Annotated in this window: 21 protein-coding genes and 1 other annotated feature (1 of these 22 running past the window's edge); of the genes, 20 read left to right on the forward strand and 1 reads right to left on the reverse strand. The window is 42.9% G+C overall.

What is annotated here, in order from left to right; all coding sequences use genetic code 11:
• The first annotated feature begins 177 nt into the window (after nucleotides 1-177).
• The 6 genes from SLU01_RS02645 to SLU01_RS02670 all read left to right on the forward strand — a co-directional run bounded on the left by SLU01_RS02645 (nucleotide 178) and on the right by SLU01_RS02670 (nucleotide 5,915).
• Nucleotides 178-822, forward strand: coding sequence for a FadR/GntR family transcriptional regulator (locus SLU01_RS02645; RefSeq protein ID WP_147055061.1), 645 nt, complete (start codon nucleotides 178-180; stop codon nucleotides 820-822).
• Nucleotides 822-1,685 (forward strand): acetyl-CoA carboxylase, carboxyltransferase subunit beta, encoded by an 864-nt coding sequence (accD, locus tag SLU01_RS02650; RefSeq protein WP_174842607.1) that lies wholly within the window; start codon nucleotides 822-824, stop codon nucleotides 1,683-1,685. Before SLU01_RS02645 ends, accD begins: the two co-directional genes overlap by 1 nt.
• Before the next feature lies 1 nt (nucleotide 1,686).
• Nucleotides 1,687-2,640 (forward strand): acetyl-CoA carboxylase carboxyltransferase subunit alpha, encoded by a 954-nt coding sequence (locus tag SLU01_RS02655; protein ID WP_147055064.1) that lies wholly within the window; start codon nucleotides 1,687-1,689, stop codon nucleotides 2,638-2,640.
• A gap of 71 nt (nucleotides 2,641-2,711) precedes the next feature.
• Nucleotides 2,712-3,674, forward strand: coding sequence for a 6-phosphofructokinase (gene pfkA, locus SLU01_RS02660; RefSeq protein WP_147055066.1), 963 nt, complete (start codon nucleotides 2,712-2,714; stop codon nucleotides 3,672-3,674).
• 28 nt (nucleotides 3,675-3,702) lie between these two features.
• Nucleotides 3,703-5,463: a pyruvate kinase gene (gene pyk, locus SLU01_RS02665; protein ID WP_147055068.1), complete on the forward strand. Its 1,761-nt coding sequence runs from the start codon at nucleotides 3,703-3,705 to the stop codon at nucleotides 5,461-5,463.
• Nucleotides 5,464-5,531: 68 nt separating this feature from the next.
• Nucleotides 5,532-5,915, forward strand: coding sequence for an FxsA family protein (locus SLU01_RS02670; protein ID WP_147055070.1), 384 nt, complete (start codon nucleotides 5,532-5,534; stop codon nucleotides 5,913-5,915).
• Here SLU01_RS02670 and SLU01_RS02675 read toward each other — a convergent pair.
• Entirely contained in the window at nucleotides 5,905-6,876 is a 972-nt protein-coding gene (locus SLU01_RS02675) for an AI-2E family transporter (protein ID WP_170232557.1), read from the reverse strand. The genes SLU01_RS02670 and SLU01_RS02675 overlap by 11 nt on opposite strands.
• A gap of 185 nt (nucleotides 6,877-7,061) precedes the next feature.
• Here SLU01_RS02675 and citZ point away from each other — a divergent pair, with 185 nt between their 5' ends.
• The 14 genes from citZ to dnaI all read left to right on the forward strand — a co-directional run bounded on the left by citZ (nucleotide 7,062) and on the right by dnaI (nucleotide 22,805).
• Entirely contained in the window at nucleotides 7,062-8,177 is a 1,116-nt protein-coding gene (gene citZ, locus SLU01_RS02680; protein ID WP_147055074.1) for a citrate synthase, read from the forward strand.
• A 107-nt stretch (nucleotides 8,178-8,284) separates the two neighbouring features.
• Nucleotides 8,285-9,544, forward strand: coding sequence for an NADP-dependent isocitrate dehydrogenase (icd, locus tag SLU01_RS02685; RefSeq protein WP_147055076.1), 1,260 nt, complete (start codon nucleotides 8,285-8,287; stop codon nucleotides 9,542-9,544).
• A gap of 164 nt (nucleotides 9,545-9,708) precedes the next feature.
• Nucleotides 9,709-10,182 (forward strand): MaoC/PaaZ C-terminal domain-containing protein, encoded by a 474-nt coding sequence (locus tag SLU01_RS02690; protein WP_170232560.1) that lies wholly within the window; start codon nucleotides 9,709-9,711, stop codon nucleotides 10,180-10,182.
• 42 nt (nucleotides 10,183-10,224) lie between these two features.
• On the forward strand, nucleotides 10,225-10,932 hold the full coding sequence (locus SLU01_RS02695) for a response regulator transcription factor (protein WP_147055217.1): 708 nt from the start codon (nucleotides 10,225-10,227) through the stop codon (nucleotides 10,930-10,932).
• Entirely contained in the window at nucleotides 10,929-12,329 is a 1,401-nt protein-coding gene (gene pnpS, locus SLU01_RS02700; protein WP_147055080.1) for a two-component system histidine kinase PnpS, read from the forward strand. Before SLU01_RS02695 ends, pnpS begins: the two co-directional genes overlap by 4 nt.
• A 79-nt stretch (nucleotides 12,330-12,408) precedes the next feature.
• A complete protein-coding gene (gene hflK, locus SLU01_RS02705; RefSeq protein ID WP_147055082.1) occupies nucleotides 12,409-13,383 on the forward strand; it encodes an FtsH protease activity modulator HflK in 975 nt (324 codons plus the stop codon).
• On the forward strand, nucleotides 13,383-14,384 hold the full coding sequence (hflC, locus tag SLU01_RS02710) for a protease modulator HflC (RefSeq protein WP_147055084.1): 1,002 nt from the start codon (nucleotides 13,383-13,385) through the stop codon (nucleotides 14,382-14,384). The genes hflK and hflC overlap by 1 nt, the downstream gene beginning before the upstream one ends.
• An 81-nt stretch (nucleotides 14,385-14,465) precedes the next feature.
• A complete protein-coding gene (polA, locus tag SLU01_RS02715; RefSeq protein WP_147055086.1) occupies nucleotides 14,466-17,090 on the forward strand; it encodes a DNA polymerase I in 2,625 nt (874 codons plus the stop codon).
• Between the two features lie 9 nt (nucleotides 17,091-17,099).
• Nucleotides 17,100-17,972, forward strand: coding sequence for a bifunctional DNA-formamidopyrimidine glycosylase/DNA-(apurinic or apyrimidinic site) lyase (gene mutM, locus SLU01_RS02720; RefSeq protein WP_147055088.1), 873 nt, complete (start codon nucleotides 17,100-17,102; stop codon nucleotides 17,970-17,972).
• Between the two features lie 15 nt (nucleotides 17,973-17,987).
• A complete protein-coding gene (gene coaE / locus SLU01_RS02725; RefSeq protein ID WP_147055219.1) occupies nucleotides 17,988-18,584 on the forward strand; it encodes a dephospho-CoA kinase in 597 nt (198 codons plus the stop codon).
• A gap of 126 nt (nucleotides 18,585-18,710) precedes the next feature.
• Nucleotides 18,711-19,730: a glyceraldehyde-3-phosphate dehydrogenase gene (locus tag SLU01_RS02730; RefSeq protein WP_147055090.1), complete on the forward strand. Its 1,020-nt coding sequence runs from the start codon at nucleotides 18,711-18,713 to the stop codon at nucleotides 19,728-19,730.
• 154 nt (nucleotides 19,731-19,884) lie between these two features.
• Entirely contained in the window at nucleotides 19,885-20,349 is a 465-nt protein-coding gene (gene nrdR / locus SLU01_RS02735; protein WP_147055092.1) for a transcriptional regulator NrdR, read from the forward strand.
• Between the two features lie 145 nt (nucleotides 20,350-20,494).
• Nucleotides 20,495-21,853, forward strand: coding sequence for a replication initiation and membrane attachment family protein (locus SLU01_RS02740; RefSeq protein ID WP_147055094.1), 1,359 nt, complete (start codon nucleotides 20,495-20,497; stop codon nucleotides 21,851-21,853).
• 1 nt (nucleotide 21,854) lies between these two features.
• Nucleotides 21,855-22,805, forward strand: coding sequence for a primosomal protein DnaI (gene dnaI, locus SLU01_RS02745; RefSeq protein WP_147055096.1), 951 nt, complete (start codon nucleotides 21,855-21,857; stop codon nucleotides 22,803-22,805).
• A 51-nt stretch (nucleotides 22,806-22,856) separates the two neighbouring features.
• Nucleotides 22,857-23,012 (forward strand) — a binding site (T-box leader); it runs 91 nt beyond the window's last position.

Here is a 23,012-nt window from a genome sequence, read left to right on the forward strand (position 1 = left end):
AAGCGGAAATCAACAGTTTCACGTGTTGTATTTTGTGGCTGATTTATTTAACAGCTCCTTCAATCTTTACATACATTTCCGAGATTACACTTTACGCAAGCATCACTTTTCTGTATGCTTATTAACAGGAGTGGTCAGACCACTTTTTGAACATGATATTCCAAAAGGGGCACCCGAATGCAAAATTTAAAACCATCATCTAAAATGTTTCTTGACATCGTTGGAGAATTGAGGCTGATGATCAAAGCAGAAGGCATCAATATAGGTGATAAACTACCATCTGAACGCGTTTTGGCGGAACGTCTCCAAGTAGGAAGGTCGACGGTCCGTGAAGCATTGCGGAGTCTTGAACTGCTAGGGCTTATTGAAACAAGACGCGGGGAAGGCACGTTTCTGGGAGACTTTAAAAAGCATCAGCTCGTTGAAGTATTGTCCACATTCATTATGCAACAGCCAAAATCAGCAATGGATGTAAACGAAACGCGCATTATTCATGAAAAAGCGGCTATCGAATCGATCTGCAAAGACATCCATAAACAGAATTTACCTGTTTGGGAGGGCTTGATCATGAAACTGCAGGAGGACGGTACAGTTCTGAGAGAAGATATCGTGCGCGAAATGATCATCGCCTCAGATAACCGGCTATCATTAAAAATTTGGTTTTTATTGAAGCAATATAGTAAAGTTCCTTACGAGAAAATGACTGAAGAAAAGGAAGCCGGCATTGTGAAAGATTTGCTTGGGCATATTATCGAGGGACGTGTTTTTGAGGCGCTTGCAGCATATGACCGGTGGATTGAAGATATCGAGGGGGAAGAATAATAATGATTCGCGACTTATTCACAAAAAATAAAAAGAAGCAAGCTATTACAATACCTTCAGCAGATGCAAAAAACGATGTGCCTGAAGGGCTTATGACCAAATGTCCGGAATGCAAAGAAATCATTCTGACAAAAGATCTGATGAAAACCGCGAAAGTTTGTCCTAAATGCGACCATCATTTTAAAATGACAGCATGGGAGCGTGTTGAATGTTTATTTGATAAGGATACGTTTGAGTCCATGGATGACCATTTGAAGACTGAGAATCCGCTTAATTTCCCATCCTATACAGAAAAAGTGGAATCGGATGCCGAAAAGACCGGATTGAATGAGGCTGTTTTAACGGGCATCGGCAAAATTGGCGGCAACGAGGTGGCAGTTGCGATTATGGATTCCCATTTTCGCATGGGTTCAATGGGATCGGTTGTAGGAGAGAAAATCACTCGTGCTGTTGAAAAAGCAACGGAAAAAGGGATTCCTGTCCTCATATTCTCGGCGAGTGGCGGAGCGCGTATGCAGGAGGGGGTTTTATCCCTGATGCAAATGGCGAAAACGAGCGTAGCATTAAAGCGCCATGCGGACAATGGACTATTATTCATTTCTGTCATGACTTATCCGACAACTGGAGGCGTTTCCGCAAGTTTTGCATCAGTCGGTGATATTAATATCGCTGAACCGAAAGCGTTAATCGGATTTGCAGGACGAAGGGTAATCGAGCAAACTGTACGTGAGAAATTGCCCGAGGATTTCCAAACCGCTGAATTCCTCATGGAACATGGCCAAGTGGATGCAGTCATCCATCGTTGCGAAATGACAGAAGCTCTTGCAAAATTGATTGAGCTTCATGTTAAGGGAGGTAAATGAAATGAGCAAGTCGTTAGCTTTTGAGGAACCGATCGTTAAATTACGTGAAAAGATAAATGAACTTGAAGAGTTCACTTCAGCCAATGATGTCGATTTATCAGATGAAATAGGCAAGCTGAAAACGCGTCTTAGTAATTTGGAAACGGAAATTTACAGTAATATGGAACCTTGGGATCGGGTGCAAGTAGCAAGGCATCCTGCGCGTCCGACGACGAAGGATTATATTGCCGAGTTATTTGAAGACTTCATGGAGCTGCATGGCGACCGAACATTTGGAGATGATGCTGCAATCGTCGGTGGAATTGGCTTTTTTGAGACGAAGCCAGTCACAGTAATTGGACATCAGCGTGGAAAAGATACAAAGGAAAACGTGAAGAGGAATTTTGGGATGCCACATCCGGAGGGGTATAGGAAAGCATTGCGTTTGATGAAACAGGCGGAAAAGTTCGGACGACCGATCATCTGTTTCATCGATACGAAAGGCGCATACCCAGGAAAAGCGGCTGAAGAAAGAGGCCAAAGTGAGGCGATTGCACGCAATCTGGTTGAAATGGCCGGATTGAAAGTGCCAGTCGTTTCAATTGTTATTGGAGAAGGCGGAAGCGGAGGGGCACTTGCGTTAGGAGTTGCTAATCACATTCATATGCTTGAGCACTCCACATACTCTGTCATATCGCCGGAAGGGGCTGCTTCAATTCTTTGGAAGGACTCAAGTCTATCCAAGCAAGCTGCGGAAGCGATGAAAATCACTGCACCACATTTAAAGGAAATGAAAATTATCGATGAGATCATTCCAGAAGTTTTAGGTGGGGCCCATAGAGACCCGAAAGCGCAAGCGCTACAAATCCGAGAAGTGTTGCGCGCTTCACTTGACACGTTCCGTGAAATGGACGAAGGTGGAATTATCGACGACCGTTATAAGAAATTCCGTAAAATCGGTGTTTTTTCTGAATGATTGGAGGTGCGGGATGTTTCCCGCATTTTTCAATTCAAGCATATACATACATTATCCTAGGAGTGGTCCAGATGAAAAAAATCGGTGTTTTGACGAGTGGTGGAGATGCGCCGGGCATGAATGCCGCTGTTCGGGCAGTCGTGCGTAAGGCTATTCATGATGGGCTTGAAATCGCTGGTATATTCAATGGGTATCAAGGGTTGATCGAAGGGAAAATCGAACAGTTACAGCTTGGCTCGGTAGGCGATATCATTCAACGTGGCGGCACAATGCTTCGATCTGCCCGGTCCTCCGAGTTCATGACGGAAGAAGGAAGAAAAAAAGCGGTTGAACAAATGAAACGTCATCGTATTGATGGGCTTGTCGTTATCGGAGGAGATGGGTCATTCAGGGGGGCGTTCGAATTAGTTAAAATGGGTATTCCATGTGTATGCGTACCCGCTACGATTGACAATGATATAAACGGCACGCAGTTTACGATTGGTTTCGATTCAGCGTTGAATACTGTTATAGACGCTATTGATAAAATCAGGGATACGGCAACTTCACACGAGCGGACATTCATCATTGAGGTGATGGGCCGTGACGCAGGAGATCTTGCACTTTGGGCGGGACTAGCGGGAGGCGCGGAAACAATTCTTATTCCTGAAGAAGGTTATAATATGGATGAAATCATCAGCAGGTTGAAAAGTGGAACAGGGCGTGGAAAGAAGCATAGCATCATCATCGTTGCCGAAGGTGTCATGTCTGGCTCGGCTTTATCCGATTTGTTGAAGGAGAAGGCGGAAATCGAGACGAGAGTTTCCGTATTAGGACATATTCAACGCGGCGGATCACCATCCGCAAGGGATCGAGTCATCGCGAGCCAATATGGGGCAAGAGCAGTTGAAGTATTGAATGAAGGGCGCGGCGGAGTTGCCATTGGTATGCAAAACAATGTGGTGGTAGACTATGAGTTAGAAGTGGTATTTGAACCATCGGACCACTCATTAGATATGGAATTATATAAATTATCTAAAGAACTCTCAATTTAACGAGAGCAATTTGAAAGGGCGTTTTATGGTGAGAAAAACGAAAATAGTATGTACAATCGGACCGGCTAGTGAGTCGCCGGAAACGCTGGAACAGCTCATTGAAGCAGGTATGAACGTGGCACGGCTTAACTTTTCACACGGATCACATGAAGAGCATAAAGCCCGTATCTTATCAATTAGGGAAGCGTCGAAAAAGACTGGAAAAGTTGTAGGTATTCTTCTCGACACGAAAGGACCTGAAATCCGCACGCACTCGATGAAAAATGGACAGGTTGAGTTAATTACAGGTCAACATATCGATATTTCAATGACCGAAGTCGAGGGGACCGATCAGGCCTTTTCCGTGACGTATGACAAATTGATAGAAGATGTGGATAAAGGCTCCGTAATTCTATTAGATGATGGCTTGATTCAGTTGGAAGTCGTTGGACTGGATAAGACTAATGGATTAATCCATACGCTCGTCGTGAACTCCGGTACTCTTAAAAACAAAAAAGGTGTCAACGTCCCAGGTGTATCGGTGCAGTTGCCCGGTATTACTGAGAAGGATCAGGAAGATATTTTATTCGGCATAAAAGAAGGCGTGGACTTCATTGCTGCATCATTCGTCCGACGCTCTTCTGATGTAATGGAGATTCGGGGATTACTTGAAAAGAATGGTGGAGCACATATCCATATTATCCCTAAAATAGAAAATCAGGAAGGCGTCGATAATCTAGATGAAATCCTGAATGTTTCTGATGGATTGATGGTCGCCAGGGGAGATCTTGGAGTGGAAATCCCTGCGGAAGAGGTTCCTCTCGTTCAGAAGAAGATGATTGAAAAATGCAATCAAGTCGGAAAGCCAGTCATTACGGCGACGCAAATGTTGGATTCGATGCAACGCAACCCGCGGCCGACAAGGGCGGAAGCAAGCGACGTAGCAAATGCGATTTTAGACGGATCGGATGCCATCATGCTATCCGGTGAAACTGCAGCAGGGGTTTACCCGGTTGAATCTGTCCGGACAATGGACAAAATCGCCCGTACCGCTGAGGGGGCTGTCGATTATCGTGCAGTCGTGTCAACGCGTCGACGTGAAAAACACGGTAATATGACCGAAGCAATTGGTCAAGCTGCCGCTTACACAGCCATCAACTTAAAAGTGAAAGCTGTCCTTGCGCCAACTGAAAGCGGTCATACCGCTAAAATGATTGCGAAATACCGACCAGGTTGTCCGATTATCGCAATTACTGCTTCCGATGTTTGTTCTAGGAAATTGTCGCTCGTCTGGGGTATTTACCCAGTGATCGGGAAACGGGTAGATTCGATAGATGAAATTTTACAAGAATCGGTTGAAGAGAGTGTAAAGCACCAATATGTCACTCATGGAGATGTCGTTATTATTACAGCAGGTGTTCCAGTCGGTGAGGCCGGTACAACGAACTTGATGAAAATCCATGTGATCGGCGATATGCTTACGCGAGGCCAAGGAATCGGCAAGTCTGTTGCTTATGGTGAAGTGGTCGTTGCCAAAAATGCCGAGGAAGCATTAGCGCATGATATGAGCGGGAAGATTCTTGTTACGTATGCCTCTGATCGGGATATGATGCCTGCAATTGAAAAATGTGCCGGTTTGATCACTGAAGAAGGCGGACTGACAAGCCATGCAGCTGTAGTAGGCCTAAGTTTAGGAATACCCGTCATTGTAGGTGTTGAAAAAGCAATAGAAGTGATTGAAACTGGACAAGAAATTACAATGGATGCAGAGTCCGGAGTAATTTACAATGGACATGCAAGAGTTTTATAATATAGGCAAAAGGCTGTCTTTCGATTTGTTTCGAAAGCGGCCTTTTTAGGATTGGAGTTGACGTATTTATGAAATGGCTGTTGTTAGTTTTTATTCTTATACCTGCCGCGGAAATTGCCTTATTGCTTTATTCTGGAAACGCTCTTGGTATAACGCCGACACTTCTTCTGATCATCGTCACCGGAATCGGTGGAGCTTATCTTGCAAAACGTCAAGGGCTGAAAGCATGGATCGATTTACGGAATCGGATGCAATCGATGGAAGCCCCGGGTGAAGCCATGATTGATAGTGTTTGTATATTTTTAGGCGGAATCCTATTGATCATGCCTGGTTTTTTAACAGATATTGCAGGCCTTTTGCTGCTATTTAAAGGGCCAAGAAAGATCATCCGGCCTTTCATTATCAAATGGATTTACAACAAAATGAGTAAAGGACAAATTATCATTCGGTGAATGAAGGATGTTTCTTCAATTTGAGGGCAGCGAATAGCAGAAATGGCGTTAAAAGAATGCCAGGCAGACCGAACAGATAGAATGAGCAGACTGTGATGAAAAAAGCATGAATCGGCTTCACTTTAAAAGCGGAAGCCCACATATACGATTCAGCCAATTGCCTTGTAGTTAGGACAAAGATATAAAGCAAGATAAGTGAAACACCGATGACTAATTGGTTCGAATAAAGAAAGTAAATCGCCATCGGAATCATGAATAAACCAATCCCCAAAAAAGGAAGACTGTCTACAAGGGAAACGAGGAATGCATTACCGATTGGCGATTCAAAACCAAGCAATGAAAATCCAAGGCTGAGTACGATGAATGTCAGAAGGAATAATCTAGCCTCGACAAAAAAGAATGTACCGATCAATTCACCGGATTTTGTGAAAATCCGTTTGGCTGATTGACGCATCGATACTGGAAAATAAATGAGAAACCAAAATTTATTCTTGCCGGATTCACGCAATGCGAAAAAGTATGCAACGAGGAAAATGAACAGGCTGAAAATTCGTTGGAAGAGAGATGCTGTAAAGGCAATCGCATATTCAAGCAACGCATGTCCATATTCGATAACTTTTTCTTCGAGAAATGAAAATATTTTCCCGGATAAGTCGGTTTTACCTGTATATTGGGAGAGGTGTCGTTCAACAATCGGTATTGTGTCCATCAATCCATGCAAAGCGATGAATGAAAACGTGCTGACGATGAACAAAATGGAGAGCATGACAAACAGCGTTGCAATTGTCAGAGGTAATTTTGTCATCACCCGGATGGCAGTCAAAATTGGTGCCGTAAAGTAAGCGAGAATAATTGCGATTCCGACCGGGGGGACTATAAAGATTAAAATACCAGCAATTATCGCGGGAATCCACTGCAATGCCAAAGATTGGTAAGACTGCTGTTTAATGCGGTTTTTCAACAAAATTTCATCCTTCTTTACTATTTTTTAAGATGAAAACAAGCGTTTCCATTCACAAAACTGTAATATTTGCTTATAATGGTCATTGTAAGCGTTTCAGACAGTACTAAATAAAAAGTAGATTGCCGGAATCTGTAAGAGATTTTGCAGGTAATACGGCAAAATTGACTGAAGGAGCGATTTAAATGACAGCATCAAAAGGTTTGGAAGGAATCGTAGCGACACAGTCCGCCATCAGTTCCATTATTGATGACACCCTTACATACGTCGGTTACGGTATCGATGACCTTGCAGAGAATGCAAGCTTCGAAGAAGTTGTTTATCTTTTATGGCACCAACGTTTACCGAAAGAGGACGAGCTTGCTGAATTGAAACAGCAGCTTGCAGACAATATGTCCATTCCCCAAGCAGTACTTGATCATTTCAAAACGTATCCGATCGGGGACGTTCACCCGATGGCTGCATTGCGTACGGCAATCTCCCTTCTCGGATTATACGATGAGAAAGCGGAAGATATGTCTGAAGAAGCCAATTTTGAAAAAGCGATTAAACTACAAGCGAAAATTGCAACAATCGTTACTGCATTTTCACGTATTCGCAAAGGACAAGATCCTGTCGCCCCTAAAACAGAACTTGGTTACGCAGCCAATTTCCTTTATATGTTGAATGGCGAGGAGCCAGAAGCAATCGCTGTAGAAGCGTTCGACAAAGCATTGGTTCTTCATGCGGATCATGAATTGAACGCATCAACATTCACTGCTCGTGTATGTGTAGCGACACTATCCGATATGTATTCCGGCGTAACATCTGCTATCGGAGCGTTAAAAGGTCCACTTCATGGCGGTGCAAATGAACAAGTCATGAAGATGCTAATGGAAATTGGATCTGAAGAAAACGTAGAATCATATATTAGACAAAAACTTGATAATAAAGAAAAAATCATGGGCTTTGGGCACCGTGTATACCGCAATGGCGATCCACGCGCAAAACATCTTCGTGCAATGTCGAAAAAATTGACAGAACTTCGCGGCGAAGAAAAGTGGTATAACATGTCTGAAAAGATCGAATCAATCGTGACAGGCGAGAAGAACTTGCCACCAAACGTTGATTTCTATTCAGCTTCGGTATATCATTCACTTGGGATCGATCATGATTTATTCACACCGATTTTTGCGGTTTCCCGTATTTCCGGCTGGACAGCTCATATTTTGGAACAATACTCCAATAACCGACTGATCCGTCCACGTGCGGAATATATCGGACCTGATATGCAAAAATATGTGCCAATCAACGAGCGATAACTTGTGGAAACTGGCCATGAGAAACTATTGGTCAGCTGAACAAGTAATACAACGGGGCGGTATCTCAGTATGCCGGCCCCCTCATCTTGAAATGGAGGAATAAGAAAATGGCAAAAATCACAGTAACTGACGGAGTACTAAACGTTCCGGACAAAGCGACAATCCCTTTCATCATCGGTGACGGTACAGGCCCTGATATTTGGCATGCAGCTTCACGCGTATTGGAAGCAGCTGTTAAAAAAGCATATGACGGTCAAAAAGAAATCGAATGGAAAGAAGTTCTTGCTGGGGAAAAAGCATTCAATGAAACAGGCGAATGGTTGCCACAAGAAACACTTGACACGATTGATGAGTACTTGATCGCAATCAAAGGTCCTTTGACAACTCCAATCGGCGGTGGATTCCGTTCATTGAACGTTGCGCTACGCCAAGAATTGGATTTGTATACTTGCCTACGTCCTGTTCGCTACTTTGAAGGTGTTCCTTCTCCGGTTAAACGTCCTGAAGATTGCGATATGGTCATCTTCCGTGAAAATACAGAAGATATTTATGCAGGTATTGAGTACAAGGAAGGTTCTGATGAAGTTAAGAAATTGATTTCATTCCTTCAAGACGAAATGGGCGTTAATAAAATCCGCTTCCCTGAAACTTCAGGTATCGGTATTAAACCAGTTTCTGAAGAAGGTACAAAGCGTCTTGTGCGCGGTGCACTCAACTATGCACTTAAAGAAGGCCGTAAATCGTTAACACTTGTACACAAAGGAAACATCATGAAATTCACTGAAGGTGCTTTCAAAAACTGGGGTTATGAAGTTGCTGAGCAAGAATTCGGTGATAAAGTGTTCACTTGGAACCAATATGACCAAATTAAAGAAGCTGAAGGTACAGATGCTGCGAACAAAGCACAAGCTGACGCAGAAGCTGCTGGCAAAATCATCGTTAAAGATGCGATTGCCGATATCTTCCTTCAACAAATCTTGACTCGTCCGAAAGAGTTCGATGTTGTTGCAACAATGAACTTAAACGGTGACTACATCTCCGACGCGCTTGCTGCACAAGTCGGCGGTATCGGTATCGCTCCAGGAGCGAACATCAACTACGTTACTGGACATGCGATCTTCGAAGCGACTCATGGTACAGCTCCGAAATATGCTGGCCTTGACAAAGTAAACCCATCTTCTGTTCTTCTTTCTGGCGTTATGATGCTTGAACATATGGGATGGAACGAAGCTGCAAACATGATCACTGCTTCTATCGAAAAGACAATTGCTTCTAAAGTCGTAACATATGACTTCGCTCGTCTAATGGACGGAGCAACAGAAGTAAAAGCTTCCGAATTTGCAGATGAACTGATTAAAAACCTTTAATCCTAAACAGATTTTAACCGGGCGCCGCCAAGAGCTGCCCGGTTTTTTTATATTTGGTGAATAGAAACGGACAAGCATTAACCAAGACACTTGCCCTTTCCGAGTGAAAATTGATACACTTTCAATAACAACAATTTTAACTGTATGAAGGAGGAAATGAGTTGATACTAGGGAAGAAGAGGCGTATAGGTAGAGAGTTTGATAAAATTGTAGTTGGAGAAAAGCTGAAGCTTACCGAAAAGATTGAGGACAAAGATCTTCTGCTTTACCTGGGCTTGACGAATGATGCAAACCCACTATATATTCAACATGACTACGCTTCTCAAACAAAGTACGAAAAACCGGTAGTCCCGACGATCATGCTGACCGGCTTTGTCACTTCAGCCGTTTCAAAATACTTACCAGGCCCGGGGTCTCACGTTACAGAGCAGCATTTAATTTTCCCGAATCATGTCTATCATTATGAAACAATCGAATTCCTTTTCGAAGTGATCCGAGTAGAACAAGAAAACCAATCCATCATTATGATGATCGAAGCGACGAACGAGGATGGACAAACAGTTATTTCAGGGACAGTGACAGTCATTCCTCCCTCAATCCAAAAAAACCTGACTTCACAAGCAATGGATAACTTCTAATATATAAGAAAAGAAATAAGACAGCTAAGGGAGATGGGTGAAATCGTAAGCAAGATATTAATTGTAGATGATGAACAACCGATTCGTACACTGCTCGATTATAATCTGAAACAATCAAACTTCGAAACAGTTATGGCGAGTGACGGCGAACAAGCCATCTTACAAGTTGAAGATGAGAAACCTGATTTGATATTACTTGATCTTATGTTGCCCAAAATGGATGGAATAGAAGTGTGCAAAGCCTTAAGGAGCCGCAATATCAACACGCCCATCATCATGCTCACTGCGAAAGGAGAAGAGCCTGACAAGGTTTTAGGATTGGAAATCGGTGCAGATGATTATATGACGAAGCCATTCAGTCCCCGTGAAGTAATTGCACGTGTGAAGGCTGTCCTGCGACGCAGCAACGAGCGGATAGGTATTGAGGAGATAGAGGATCAGGTCCTAAAATCCGGTTCCCTCACCGTTCACCCAGAACAGTATGAAGTCTATCTTGGAGAGGAAGCATTGGAGTTTACACCGAAAGAATTCGAGCTCCTCGTCTATTTCATGCAAAATAAAAACCGCGTACTTACCCGTGATCAATTATTAAGTGCGGTTTGGAATTATGATTTTGCGGGAGACACCCGAATCGTTGATGTGCATGTCAGTCATCTCAGGGAAAAAATCGAAGAGAATACGAGAAAACCAGTTTTCATCAAGACTGTAAGAGGGATTGGATATAAGTTCGAGGAGCAAAAATCGAAATGAAACGTCTATATTCAAAAATTCTATTGGCATTCGCCGTCATTTTTTTTGTTCTGTTGACTGGTCTTGGCATTGTCCTTGGCCAGTTTTTTCATTTGATTGACCACCAAATTACAATTGAAGTCCAGCGCAAATATTGGTTTTTCCTACTTGTTATACTGTCTATCGCTTATCTCATTTCCCTCTTCATTGCGGCCCGTGTCATTAGACAATATGTAAACCCTGTGGATCAAGTGACGCGAACAGCGGAAATGATAGCAAATGGAGACTATTTAGCGAGAACTCCAATTGAAGAGCTTGGAAATAACAATGAGCTCGGTATCGTTGTGAATCAGATTGCCAGAAACTTACAAGAAACTTCGATTTTACGAACAATGGAAAAAGAACGCTTGAAGACTCTGATTGAAAGCATGGGAAGCGGGCTGTTAATGTTCGGCAGAGAAGGGTCTGTCAACTTACTGAATGGTGCGTTTGAGAAAACATTTGGATTGCCTCGTGATTCATTAATTGGAAAAACGGTTAAGGAAATCGGATTGCCTGAAGGAATTGAGGCGTTGATCGAGGATGTATTCCTAACTGAACAGGTTACTGAGCGTCAAATTAGAAACGGGCACTCATTTTTCAATGTTTATGGTGCGCCGGTTATTGGGCGCCATGGTAATTGGCTCGGCATCATCGTTGTGCTTCATGATATTACGAAGCTAATACAATTGGAAGAGGTGCGAAAAGATTTTGTTGCGAATGTTTCCCATGAATTGCGTACGCCTATTACTTCTATAAAAGGTTTTACAGAAACTTTGTTGGACGGGGCTATGAATGAGCCAGCGATCCTAGAGGATTTTCTTGGGATTATCCAAAAGGAAAGTGATCGGCTTCATTTACTTATTGACGATTTGCTGGAACTTTCGGGAATTGAAAGGGAAGGCTTTTATTTACAATACGACGCGGTGAATATTTCGAATGTAATTGACGATGCCATGAAAATCATTTCCGGCTCACTTGAAAAAAAGGGTATGCAAGTCGTTTTACAAGGTGAGTCCCAAATTGAGGTAGAAGCGGATAAAGATCGGCTCATCCAAGTAATGGTTAATTTATTGTCGAACGCAGTTAATTATTCAAAAGAGGGGACGACAATTACGATTGTTACTTCCTTTACAGTCGATGAGGCTATTATTGAAGTGAAAGATGAAGGTATCGGCATTAAGCCGGCTGAGTTGCCTCGTCTTTTTGAGCGTTTTTATAGGGTCGACCGGGCACGCAGCAGAGAATCCGGAGGTACAGGACTTGGGCTCGCCATCGTTAAGCATCTAATTGAAGCACATGGCGGAAAAGTTGCTGTTGAAAGTATCATAGAAGTTGGGACGACTTTTACAATCACGCTGCCTAAAGAATCCGCGTAACGCGGGTTCTTTTTTTGAAACTTATTTCAATGCTATCCGTATGATTAAGAGATACATAAGAGAAGGGGGAACTTCAAATATGAGTACACGCCGAGCATCGGTAGCAGCAGGCTTAATAATCGCAGGGATACTCTTGATAGTCATTGCATTTTCTACATGGTATACAGTTGATGAATCTGAGCAAGCTGTCGTCATTACATTCGGAAAGGCAGACACGCCGATTACTGAGTCAGGTTTACATTTCAAGCTGCCATGGCCAATCCAGCATGTTGAGAAGCTGTCAAAGGAGACATTCAGCCTTCAATTCGGTTACAAGCAGGACGCCAGTGGCGAACTTGTATCCTATGACAAAGAAACAAAAATGATTACAGGGGATGAATATATCGTCCTAGCAGATCTGGTCGTCCAATGGAAGATTACGGATCCCCAAAAGTACTTATTCAACTCCCAAGATCCACAGGAAATTTTGCATGATGCGACATCGGCGTCCATTAGATCTGTCATTGGTAACTCAACTATTGACGCAGCGCTGACAGACGGAAAAGCGGAAATTGAAGGGAAGACGCGTGAATTACTAACTAGCCTTGTTGCAACATATGATATTGGCATCGCCATCCAAGGCGTCAAGCTGCAAGACGTTGAACTGCCGAACGCAGATGTCCGCGCCTCATTCACAGCCGTAACGGATGCCAGGGAAACAAAGAATACGAAAATTAATGAAGCGAAAAAATATGAGAATAAGCGGAAAAATGAAGCGATTGGTGAAAAGGATGCCATTAAATCGCGTTCAATCGGTCAAAAAACTGCGCGTATCGAGCAGGCATTGGGAGATGTGGCGCTCTTTAATGATCTGTATGCCGAGTATGCAAAGAACAAAACAATCACTCGCCAGCGACTAATCATTGAGACGTTGGAACAAGTATTGCCAAAAGCGAAAATTTATATTATGAACGACGACGGTGAAACGGTGAAATACTTACCGCTTCAGCAATTGGAAAATCAGAACCAAACGCCACCGCCGGCTGAACAGAAAACGGAAGGAGGCGGGAACTGATGTCAAATGAAAATAATCCATTCAAAAGCATAGAAGAGAAATTTATGGAGCGTCAGCGGGCGAAGCAGCAAAAAGCGGCAGATCCGAATAAAGTCATCACACCGAAACGCCCGTTCAACACTCGGAAATTCGTAAAAAATGCAATTGGCCTTACAGTTATATTTGCCATTGCCGTCATCCTCTTGGCTAACGTATTCGTCGTAAAAGAAGACGAATTCCGTGTCGTCCGTCAGTTCGGTGAAATTTCCAGAGTTATACAGGACCCGGGCTTGAACATGAAGATTCCTTTCATTCAAACCGTATCGACTTTGCCGAAAAGCCAGATGACATATAACGTATCCGAAGCTGAAATCAGCACAAAGGATAAAAAGAGGATCATTATCGACAACTACGCCGTCTGGAAAATCACAAACCCGCAGGAAATGATTTCGAATGCAAGAAATATTGTCAATGCAGAAGCGAGAATGGAAGAATTCATCTATTCTGTCATCCGGAATGAGATGGGTAAACTCGATTACGTCGATGTCGTCAATGATAAAAACACTTCTCGCGGAGACTTGAATGATGTCGTCACAGCAAAAGTGAACGAATTCCTCGATGAAGGTAATTTCGGCATCAAAGTGATTGATGTGCGGATGAAACGGATTGACCTTCCGCAGGAAAACGAGCAATCGATCTACACACGTATGATCTCCGAGCGTGAGTCGAAAGCACAGGAATACCTATCGGAAGGAGATGCAGAAAGGCAAAGGATCGAAGCGGAAACAGACCGGGAAGTACAGGAATTGCTTGCGACTGCAAAAAAAGACGCAGCAATCATCCATGCTGAGGGGGAAGCTGAAGCTGCCAAAATCTATAATAATGCCTTCTCAAAAGACCCAGAGTTCTACAATTTATATCGTACATTGCAGTCATATTCAAGAACGATTGGTGAAGATACGATGATCATCATGCCAGCCGATTCTCCATATGCGAAAATATTGACAGGTTACCTAGAATAACAAACGACGTCATTTTCATTTATCCTTGCCAACTGGTAAGATAAATGGAGATGACGTTTTTTATTAAGGGAGTGAGCGGAGTTGTCAAAAAATAAAATTGTATTATTAGATGGAAATAGTTTGGCGTATCGTGCATTTTTCGCATTGCCATTATTGACGAATGATACAGGCATCCATACAAATGCCGTATATGGGTTTACGATGATGCTGCAGAACATTTTAGAAGAGGAAAAGCCGACGCATCTATTAGTCGCTTGGGACGCAGGTAAAACGACATTCAGACATTCAACATTCAGTGAATACAAAGGCGGCCGGCAAAAAACGCCACCTGAGCTATCTGAACAGTTTCCGTACTTGCGGAAATTACTAGATGCATACCGAATCCCGCAATATGAGCTGGACCAATATGAAGCGGACGACATTATAGGGACATTAAGCAAGACTGGCGACGCAGATGGAAGTGAAGTCATCATCATCTCAGGTGATAAAGACTTGACCCAACTTGCAAGCGACCATACAACAGTATGCATTACTCGAAAAGGCATTACAGATCTTGAAAAATATACGCCAGCACATATCATGGAAAAGTATGGCATTGCACCAGAGCAAATCATAGATATGAAAGGCTTAATGGGAGATGCATCCGACAATATTCCTGGAGTTCCTGGGGTGGGGGAGAAAACGGCCCTGAAACTATTAAAGGAATATGGCACAGTCGAGAAGGTTTACGAATCATTGGATGCGGTTTCGGGCAAGAAACTTAAAGAGAATTTAACTGAACATGAGGAACAGGCGTTCATGAGCAAGAAGCTCGCAACGATAGAAGTCAATGCCCCTTTGACGATCTCAATAAAAGATCTGAATTATCCAGGCCCCGATGAAGATCATGTAAAAGCGATCTATGAAGAATTGAAATTTAAGACGTTGCTTGAAAAAATGGCCCCTCAAACGGAAAGCGGCCCGATCGAAGAAATCGATGTGCAAATCATAACGGATCCGGAAGCGTTCGATCCTGCAGATGTAATGGCAATTCATGTTGAAATGATGGATGAAAATTACTTGGCATCGGACATTTCCGGTATTGGGATGACGGATGGTAATCAAATCGTTTTTGTCCCGTTTGAAGTGATGATGCAATCCGATAAATTAAAGGCATGGCTCCTAGATGAACAGAAGGAAAAATATACGTCTGATTCCAAAGCGACATTTGCTTCATTATTGCGACAAGGCATTGAAGTGAATGGTCTTGAATTTGACCTGTTACTTGCGACGTATATTGCGAATCCATCTTCCTCCTATACAGATGTCGCCTCGGTAGCAAAGGAATTCAACTATGTTGAAATTCAGCCCGACGAAGTTGTCTACGGAAAAGGTGCTAAAAAAGCAATGCCTGAAGAGAGGATACTTGCAGACCATGCTGGTCGAAAAGCACAAGCTGTCTGGAAACTGAAACCGATTCTTGAAGAAAAACTGCGGGAAAATGAACAATTCGAATTGTATCGTGAGCTCGAAATGCCCCTAGCCAAAATCCTGGGGAAAATGGAGTCGACAGGGGTAAAGACGGACTTAGGCATCCTCCAACAAATCGGCATTGAATTATCGGCAAAACTTTCAGAGTTGGAGTCAATCATTTATGAAATGGCTGGACAAAAATTCAACATTAATTCACCGAAGCAGCTAGGAGAAATTCTTTTCGAGAAAATTGGTTTAACGCCAATCAAAAAAACGAAAACCGGTTATTCAACTGCTGCCGATGTACTGGAAAAGCTAGAAAGCGAACATGAAATCATCGGATACATTTTGACTTATCGCCAGCTTGGAAAACTGAACTCGACTTATATTGAAGGACTTTCAAAAGAAATTCATGAGGACGGCAAAATTCATACGCGTTTTCAACAGGCATTAACGCAAACAGGTCGTCTAAGCTCCATCAATCCCAATCTGCAAAACATCCCGATCCGATTGGAAGAGGGGCGTAAAATCAGAGCAGCATTTGTTCCATCCGAACCGGGCTGGTATATGTTTGCTGCGGACTATTCACAGATCGAACTTCGTGTACTCGCCCATATGTCCGAGGACGAGAAAATGATTGCAGCATTCCGTGAAGGGGAAGATATCCATACAAAGACTGCAATGGACGTATTCGGTGTGGATAAAGACGGAGTATCCTCTGATATGCGGCGCACTGCTAAGGCGGTCAATTTCGGTATCGTTTACGGCATCAGTGATTATGGGTTGTCTCAGAGTTTGAATATTACCCGTAAAGAAGCAGGGAAGTTTATCGATACGTACCTTGCGACGTTCCCCGGAGTGAAGCGGTATATGGAAGATATCGTAACTCAAGCAAAAATGAATGGCTATGTCGTTACGATGATGAATAGAAGAAGATACTTGCCTGACATAACGAGCTCAAATTTCAATTTGCGAAGCTTTGCAGAAAGGACAGCTATGAATACGCCTATACAAGGAACTGCAGCGGATATCATTAAAAAAGCGATGATAGACATGGATGCGAGATTAAAGGCAGAAAACCTGCAAACGCGGATGCTGCTCCAAGTGCATGATGAATTGATTTTTGAAGCTCCGGAAAATGAGATTGAAAAATTGAAAGAAATCGTACCAGAAGTGATGGAGTCGGCATTGACGCTCGACGTTCCTTTGAAAGTCGAGTGGGCGTCCGGCTTATCTTGGTATGAAACGAAGTGAGGAATAAGCATGCCGGAATTACCAGAAGTGGAAGGCGTTGTCCGTGAATTGTCACCCGCTTCCAAAGGCCGCACGATTTCTGAAGTAGAAGTCTCAGACGTAATTCGAAATTCAAAGGAATTGGGTAAGGAAGCAATCGTAAAAGGAAAAACGCTTGAGGATTTTATCGAAGAGTTGTCGACAATGACGATAATGGACGTTACTAGAAGAAGTAAATACATTTATTTTCATATGGAGAAAGAGGGCCAACCCTACCTCTTAGTCAGCCATTTAGGGATGTCGGGTGCGTGGTTTGTAGTGGATTCTTTAGATGAAGTGACGGAACGGAAATTCAGAAATCATGTTCATGTCATTTTAAAGATGACTGATGGAGGGATGTTAGTCTACTCCGATATACGTCGGTTTGGGGAACTCCGGTTATTGAAACAGGAAGAGGATTACTCCCCATTAATGAAAATGGCACCTGAACCGTTTGATGCATCGGCGATCGAACATTTTCTTTCGATGGCTTCTATGCCGAAATATGCCCGAAAACCGATAAAAGAAGTTATTATGGATGGCCATGTTATTTCGGGTTGTGGGAATATCTATGCAACGGAAGCCCTTTTTCAAATGAACATGCATCCTGGAAGAGCGACTGAACGAATTAGCGACAAGAGAAAACGGGAATTATTCCAAGCAATTGTTACTGTGTTGAATGAAAGTATTGAGGCTGGTGGAAGCTCCATTTCGGATTACCGGAATATTAACGGAGAAGCGGGAACGATGCAAACCCGTCTAAAGATGTATGGGAAAAAAGTGTGTGGAACATGCGCCAGCATGACGAAGAGCATGAAGATAGCCGGAAGAACATCCGTCTATTGCCCGAAATGCCAAAGATGAGAAAGGATGAATCCGATGATCATCGGTTTGACAGGAAGTATTGCGACCGGTAAAAGTACTGTGTCGCGAATGTTAAAGGAAAAAGGGTATAAAATCGTGGATGCGGACGAGATTTCCAGGCAGGTTGTAGAACCGGGGAGCACGGTGTTAGAAGAAATAGCCAGCGTTCTCGGAAGTGACCTCATCCTACCGACTGGGGAACTTGACCGGGACAAGCTTGGTGCGCTTATATTCAACGATCCGCTTGAACGTGAAAAGCTTAATAAAATCATTCATCCTGCCATCAGACAAGAGATGGTTCGCCAAAAGGAATTTTGGTTAGAAAAAGGCAGTCATACCGTTATTATGGATATCCCGTTGCTATTTGAAAGCAAGCTCCAATCCTATGTCGAAAAGATTATTGTCGTGTCAGTCGCACCTTCCATCCAGCGTGAACGTCTGATGGCGAGAAACAATTTGTCATTGGAGGAAGCGGATGCGCGCATCACTTCCCAACTTCCCGTTTCGGAAAAAGAAAAGGGTGCGGATGCGGTCATTAATAATGATGGGACTTTGGAAGAAACAGAACGACAACTAGATGCAATCCTATCGAAGTGGAATGCGAAGTTATAACTTCATTCTCTGAAAAGTAGAACATTGATATTTCGTTCACAAACTCTTTGCACCTAGTTAAAATGTGCTATACTAATTAACGGATAAAAGATAAAAAGTATATAACATTATGCAGGAGGATATTTCATGACTACTTCGATAGCGATAAATGGTTTTGGACGGATTGGACGTATGGTTTTCCGTCAAATTATCACGGAGGATGACGTGGATGTAGTAGCGGTAAACGCATCGTATCCAGCTGAAACGTTAGCACATTTGATAAAGTATGACACAAATCATGGTGTGTTTGACGGTGACGTCGTTGTTGAGGAAGACGCTCTAATTGTCAACGGGAAACGGGTTAAATTACTAGCTGAACGTGACCCATCCCAATTGCCATGGAAGGAGCTTGGCGTTGATATCGTTATTGAAGCAACAGGCGTTTTCAATGCACGCGATAAAGCAGCTCTTCATCTTGAAGCAGGAGCGAAGAAAGTCATTTTGACGGCTCCTGGTAAAAACGAGGATGTTACAATCGTTCTTGGTGTAAATGATGAAAAGCTTGATATTGACAAACATGATGTCATTTCCAATGCAAGTTGCACGACGAACTGTCTGGCACCAGTTGCTAAAGTGCTGAACGATACATTCGGCATCGAAAATGGGTTAATGACAACTGTCCATGCATATACAAATGACCAGAAAAACTTGGATAACCCGCATAAGGATCTTCGACGTGCCCGCTCTTGTGCACAATCGATCATACCAACTTCAACAGGTGCAGCAAAAGCGCTTGCGCTTGTGTTGCCTGAACTTGAAGGGAAAATCCACGGAATGGCACTCAGAGTTCCAACTCCGAATGTATCTTTGGTCGACTTAGTCGTTGATGTGAAAAAGGACGTTACGGTTGAAGAAGTGAATGAAGCATTCAAGAGCGCTGCAAACGGTGCGCTTTCAGGAATCCTTCGTTTTACAACTGAACCTTTAGTTTCCATAGACTTCAATACGACTACTGAATCTGCAACAATAGATGGTTTGTCTACAATCGTTATGGGGGACCGAAAAGTAAAAGTTCTCGCATGGTACGATAACGAGTGGGGTTACTCCGCACGTGTAGTAGGATTGACGAAAAAAGTTGCAAACGCACTTCATTCAAAAGTGAACTAATAAAGAAAAGCCATCCGGACATGTACTGGATGGCTTTTTTTACTCTTTTTCTCTCATACATCTCCTGAAATGATCTTTCCTTCGCCTCTTCGTTATTTTTCGACAAACTTCTGTTATAATCAATATACTATACGGAAATTCGGAGGAATACGACATGATATGTCCAGCTTGTCATTACAATGGCACAAGGGTCATCGATTCCAGACCCGCCGAAGAAAATCGTTCCATCCGACGACGCCGCGAATGCGAAAGTTGCGCATTCCGTTTCACTACATTTGAAAAAGTAGAGGAAATGCCACTCATCGTCGTGAAAAAGGATGGGACACGTGAAGAATTCAGCAGCGAAAAGCTACTAAGAGGATTAATAAGAGCATGTGAAAAGCGTCCTGTAGAACTTGAGGCGTTAAAAAACATCGTTTATTTGATAGAAAAAGAATTGAGAAGCTCTGGAATTGTTGAAATTAATTCCGGAGACGTCGGTGAAATGGTCATGGCGAAATTGGCCGATGTCGATGAAGTCGCCTACGTCCGTTTCGCATCCGTCTATCGCCAATATAAAGACATCGACGTGTTTATCGAAGAACTGAAAAACCTGCAACAAAAGAAGGATAGTAATTGATTTTCGATATAATCAGTGACATGAAACTTAGAGTGAAGTTCCTGAATTGCAGTAAGTTCAGTTGATTGAAGCGGAAAGCGTCCGCCTGAAGCGGAAATCAACGGTTTTATTTATACTTTTTAGTTGAAGGAGGGGTTCCGACAAAATGCTATATCAAGAATTGCAACCAGTGGATACATTCAAAATCAAGATGGCAAGTCCGTTCTCGGATTATGACCGGCAACTCCTCACATTATTCTATCAACCATTAATCGGCCCTCAAGCAATGAGCCTCTTCATGTCTTTCTGGGCTGATGCAGAATGTGAAAAGGAAACCGAATACAATCACTATTACTTAATGAATTTATTAACAATGCCATTAGGTCAAGTATTTGAAGCAAGAATTTCACTTGAAGCGATCGGTTTGCTTCGTACATATTGCAAACAGGAGGAACACGATCGAGTCTTCATATACGAACTGCTTCCACCTATGGACGCGAAATCTTTTTTCGATGACCCGCTTTTATCCACCTTCCTCTTCAGTAAAATTGGAGAGCAGGCATATCGTGGATTAAGAAACCGTTTTTTAGAAGATCATTCACTAGATGAAAGCTATAAAGAAGTATCACGAACCTTTTTAGATGTCTACAAACCGATTCGTTTCGCCGCCACTGAACGGATGGATGAAACAACAGGTGAAATGCGAGGTCGGAATGAATCGTCCGGCATTCCATTCGCTTATTCCGATTTTGACTTTAATCTGCTTCGTGCCGGCCTTTCTGAACAGATGGTGCCAAAAGCATCCCTCGCTTCCGTGTCCAAGGAATTGATTGAGAAATTGGCCTTCCTTTATTCGCTCACTCCGATTGATATGCAAAAAGTAGTTATGATGGCGCTTGACGAAAACTTGAAACTCCCTGAAGAACGACTCAGGAAATCTGCTGTTGATTATTATAAGATGAATATCTCTCAAAACGTACCAATGATCGAAAAAGCTTTTAAAAAGGAAGAGCCGGTAAAGGCGCAGGAGCCTGCAACACGGGAAGATGAATTATTGTTTTACTTGGAAAGCACTTCACCGCGTGAAATGCTCCGCGATTTGAACGGCCGTGAACCGTTTCCTGTTGATATCCAATTGGCGGAAAGGCTCATCAACACACATGGATTATCTATCGGTGTCGTGAATGTCCTATTGCAATATATGATTTTACGTAATGATGGGAAAATCACAAATAACTTTGCGGAACGGATTGCTTCGCATTGGTCCAATAAAAAAGTTACCTCTGCCAAGGTTGCGATGGATTTGTCACGTACCGAGCATGACCAATACATGAAGTGGCTGAACGAAGGTAAGCAGAAGCCAGCTGGCCGAAAACCGACGAGAGAAGAGAAAGTGCCGGAATGGTTTTATAAAAAAGAAGGCACTGAAAAACAAGAGCAGGAGACAAACACAGACCCTGCCATTGATGAAAAACGAAGACAACTGATGGAAAAATTGGATGCAATGAGAACTGGGGTGAAATAAATTGGAGCGGATAGGTAATACATTGAAACGCGTAATGAATGCGTCAGATTTAACAGCTAGATATGAGAACTTGAGAAACGAAGTAATGGAATCACCAGGTGTACAACAATTCATAACCGATCATTCAAATGACATTGATAAAGCAGTCGTAGACAAAAGTTTAGGTAAATTATATGAATACGTCTCTGCTTCCCATCAGTGCGAGGGTTGTCCGAATTTAGAGGGCTGTATTAATGTCATGAAAGGATTCGAGCCGAAACTCGTGCTTACGCAGGGATTCATCGATCTTGATTATATTAAATGTCCAAATAAACTGGTCGATGATGAACGCCGTAATGTTTCGAATATGATTGATAGCATGTACATGCCTAAAGATGTAATGGAAGCGAGTTTGCCCGACGTCGATTTGGAGCATGATACAAGCCGAATCATCGTTGTCGAGGCGGCCGCGCAATTCCTTGGCGAGTTGAGTGAAACAGGGAAGGTGCCGGAACGCGGTCTTTATATTTACGGACCTTTCGGGACTGGGAAATCCTTCATTCTAGGTGCGCTCGCAAATGAACTCGCCAATCGTCAAATTCGAACTGTTGTCGTTTATATCCCTGAATTCCTTAGGGAAATCAAACAGTCGATTCAAGATCAGACGCTAAATGAAAAGATTGATTTTGTAAAACGAGCTAACGTCCTCATGCTCGATGATTTCGGGGCAGAATCCATGTCCGCATGGGCACGCGACGAAGTGCTTGGAACAATCTTGCAATACCGTATGGCAGAAAAACTTCCTACATTTTTCACGTCGAATTTCAATTTTGACGAATTGGAACATCATTTGACGTATACGCAACGCGGTGAAAAAGAAGCAGTTAAAGCTGCCAGGATTATGGAAAGGATCAAAACGATCTCAAAACCTGTTCAGTTGAAGGGTAAAAACCGGAGAAACATGGAAGGGTAAAAACACTTGCAATATCGCTAAATATTCCTTATACTAATGGATATTATATTCGAAAATGTGTGGAAGAGGACAAGAATCGATTGATCCACTAACAGAGAACAGGGTCGTTTGGCTGGAAGCCCTGTAGTGAAGATGATCGATTTACCACCTCGGAGCAGCATCGGTGAACCAATTTTAGTTAGTAACCGATGACGGACCCCGGCCCGT

Origin of the sequence: Sporosarcina luteola, from assembly GCF_007991495.1 — a bacterium.
Classification (GTDB): Bacteria; Bacillota; Bacilli; order Bacillales_A; family Planococcaceae; genus Sporosarcina; species Sporosarcina luteola.